3 protein-coding genes and 1 pseudogene are annotated in these 3,212 nt (G+C 58.5%); 3 read left to right on the forward strand and 1 reads right to left on the reverse strand.

Annotated features, from left to right (window positions below; all coding sequences use genetic code 11):
• Together AC1DRJ_RS22415 and AC1DRJ_RS22420 are read left to right on the forward strand one after the other, a co-directional pair.
• Positions 1-294 (forward strand): annotated as a pseudogene (locus AC1DRJ_RS22415) (phenylacetate--CoA ligase family protein); the annotation flags it as partial.
• Positions 294-1,229, forward strand: a complete 936-nt coding sequence (locus tag AC1DRJ_RS22420; RefSeq protein ID WP_477804066.1) for a GNAT family N-acetyltransferase — start codon at positions 294-296, stop codon at positions 1,227-1,229. The pseudogene AC1DRJ_RS22415 and the gene AC1DRJ_RS22420, both read left to right, overlap by 1 nt.
• Here AC1DRJ_RS22420 and AC1DRJ_RS22425 read toward each other — a convergent pair.
• On the reverse strand, positions 1,218-2,144 hold the full coding sequence (locus AC1DRJ_RS22425) for a LysR family transcriptional regulator (RefSeq protein ID WP_477804067.1): 927 nt from the start codon (positions 2,142-2,144) through the stop codon (positions 1,218-1,220). The genes AC1DRJ_RS22420 and AC1DRJ_RS22425 overlap by 12 nt on opposite strands.
• Positions 2,145-2,262: 118 nt before the next feature.
• Here AC1DRJ_RS22425 and AC1DRJ_RS22430 point away from each other — a divergent pair.
• On the forward strand, positions 2,263-3,212 hold a 950-nt coding region (locus AC1DRJ_RS22430; protein WP_477804068.1), incomplete at its 3' end, for an aldo/keto reductase.

Consider the following 3,212-nt stretch of genomic DNA (forward strand, 5'->3'; position numbering starts at 1 on the left):
GCTCACAGCGATCAATGGCAGTTGTTGATCGAGCAAGAGGGATTCAAAGACATCGTGAGTGTGAAGTGGGTGCCCGACCCCCCATCAATCGACTCCGTCCCCCTCTGCAGCGCGTTRTATAAAGCGCTGGCCGCGCACTATCCGGGCATTGTGCAACTGCACCGCGAGGGGTTGCTGGAGTTTCGCGTGTTGTCCTGCGCTGTCACCGATTTGAAACTTCACCCGCGTTCCGGCAAACAGTTGCGGGTGCTGGACTTACGTGTGTATGACACCCCTTCGACGGAGCGTGCGTGATGTCTGACATTGTTTATCGCCGCTACCAGCCTGGCGACGCACCCGCCGTGAGCCAGTTGTTTCGCCGGATTTACGGGGATCATTACCCTCGACCGGACGTTTATCTGCCGCACATGATCAGCCAGAACAATGCCGACGGTCACTGGATCTCCATGCTGGCGGTAGACGACGGACGCGTTGTGGGGCACGCCGCGTTATGTCGTGACAGGCTGTCGGACACCACGGAACTGGCCCTCAGCGTGGTCCATCCCGCGGCACAAGGGCAACGTATCTCGACGCACCTGGGGCGAGCATTGCTGGTGCAATCGAATGCGCAGGGGATCAAGAACATCTTGATCAAACAAGTCACGCACCATCCTTACACGCAACGTATGGCTCACAGCCTAGGCTTTCACAGCACAGGACTACTGCCTGACTACGCGCCGTCTCCTCTCACCGAGCCGCTGCCGGAAACGGTCATAATCGGTTGTTATGCGGCCCAAGGACACGTTCGCCCCCTTCCGGACTTGCGTTGGCCAGAGAGTTGCCGCCCGTTGATGCAACGCTTGAGCGCTGTGTTCGGGTCTTGCCAGGTCACGGCATCGCCTCCTTCGATGCCATTACAAATCAGGCAACAGCATCAGCGCTACGCCATCGCCATTCACTGCTTGAACGACCGATTGCTGGACCAGCTCTCGGGTTTGCCCATCCATTGGCTTATCTCAGTCAAGCTCGCTTTGTCACGGCACTTTTCCGATGACCTGCAGCGTTTGACGATGCGCAGTTTCACCTTCACCGGTTTGATGCCAGCGCCTGGCAAGCATGGATGGTTCGCCCTGTTTCATCGTGGGGCGCAGCCGCGCAACCTCAACCTGCACTGCCCTGACATGCAACAGTTACACGATAACTTGCAGCGTAATGTCAGGCCGCTGGACAGCACGTGTTCAGCCGCTTGAATCCTTTCTATAAACGTTAAGACCCGGCTGCGCGCAAAGCTCCACCAGCCAGTCGACAAACACCCTGACCCGCCGGGACAACTGGCGGTGAGGTGGATAAAGCGCCGTCAGCGGCATCACCGGTGGCGGCACCTTGGCGAGCACTTCACACAACCGGCCTTCGTCGAGCTGACGGGCAACGTGGTAGTACGGGGTCTGAATCAGTCCATACCCCGCCTCACAGGCCGCCAGGTAGCCGTCGGCGCTGTTGACCGCGACCTGTTTGGGCAAATCCATGAGCTGGATCTCATTGTTGACCTCGAATTCGAGCCCGTAACGCTTGCCAGTACTGCCGGAGAAATATTCAACCATCCAGTGCCCTTCAAGGTCGGCCAGACATTCGGGCGTTCCGTTGCGTCGCAAATAATCAGGGCTGGCGCACGTGACCTGATCCAGCAGGACCAATGGCCGCGCCACCAATGAATCATCCAGAGCCAAGCCACCTCGCAGCACACAATCGACCCCTTCGCGAATCAGATCGACGGGTCGGTCATTCAAGCCGATTTCCAGATCGATCAATGGATAACGGCGAGTGAAGTCCGGCAGCGCCGGAATCACGATCAAGCGCCCGATCCCTGCCGGCATGTCCACGCGCAAAAGGCCTTTGGGGTTTTGCCGCGCGGCGGAAAACACCGCTTCGGTTTCCTCAAGATCCGCCAGTAACCGCACACAACGAGGGTAATAGGCAGCGCCGTCGAGGGTGAGGTTGACCTGTCGCGTGGTGCGTTGCAGCAGTTGCACCCCGAGGTGCGCTTCAAGCTGCTTGATCAGCGTGGTGACCGAAGCTCGGGGCAATTGCAGGCTGTCTGCCGCTTTGGCAAACCCGCCGAGTTCGACGATTCGGGTAAACACGCGCATGGCGTTGAAACGGTCCATTGCGAAGACGTCTCTTTCGATTATTTAGAAATGACGAACAGTGATAGCAGTTCTAGCCGGTTTATCTTGTTTTTACCAAGAGCAACACTGTGCGCTCACACCACAGGGAGTTGATTTCATGCAAACACGTCAATTGGGTAAAAACGGCCCGCAAGTGTCCGCTATCGGCCTGGGCTGTATGGGCATGAGCGATTTCTATACCACGGGCGTAGACACCCGCGAAGCCATCGCCACCCTGCATCGCGCGCTCGAACTCGGGATCAACCTGCTCGACACTGCGGACATGTACGGCCCTCACACCAACGAATCATTGATCGGTGAGGCCATTATCGGTAAACGCGACCAGGTGTTTCTGGCGAGCAAGTTCGGCATTGTCCGCGACCCGACCAACCCTGGCACCCGAGGTGTCAATGGGCGGCCGGAGTACATTCGCGCGGCCATCGACGGCACGCTCAAACGCCTCAACGTTGAAACCCTGGACCTGTATTACCAGCACCGCATCGATCCACAAGTGGCCATCGAAGAAACCGTCGGCGCCATGGCCGAGTTGGTCAAGGCCGGCAAGGTGCGCTATCTGGGCTTGAGCGAGGCATCGGCCGCCACACTGGAGCGGGCGCATAAGGTGCACCCCATCAGTGCGCTGCAAAGTGAGTATTCGTTGTGGAGCCGCGATCATGAGGAGAACGGCTGCCTCGCCACGTGCCAGCGACTGGGCGTGGCGTTCGTGCCTTATAGCCCCCTTGGGCGGGGCTTTCTGACGGGCGCACTGAAAAGCCCGGATGACTTTGCGGCAGATGATTACCGTCGTTTCAGCCCGCGTTTCCAAGGGGAAAACTTTGCCAGGAATCTGCTGTTGGTGCAGCAGGTACAAGCATTGGCGGCGGACAAGGGGGTGACAGCAGGCCAACTGGCGTTGGCCTGGGTGCTGGCGCAAGGTGACTTCCTGATCCCGATTCCAGGGACCAAACAGCGCAAATACCTTGAAGAAAATGTCGCCGCGCTGGAGGTAAAACTCAGCGATGACGAGTTGCAAGTGCTGGAAGCCATATTCCCGGCGAATGCCACCGC

The organism is Pseudomonas sp. P5_B2 (genome assembly GCF_056400445.1).

Bases quoted from the DNA above. Each gene is read 5' to 3' on its own strand.
- AC1DRJ_RS22420 (WP_477804066.1), top strand. From the start codon at position 294: ATGTCTGACATTGTTTATCGCCGCTACCAGCCTGGCGACGCACCCGCC.
- AC1DRJ_RS22425 (WP_477804067.1), bottom strand. From the start codon at position 2,144: ATGGACCGTTTCAACGCCATGCGCGTGTTTACCCGAATCGTCGAACTC.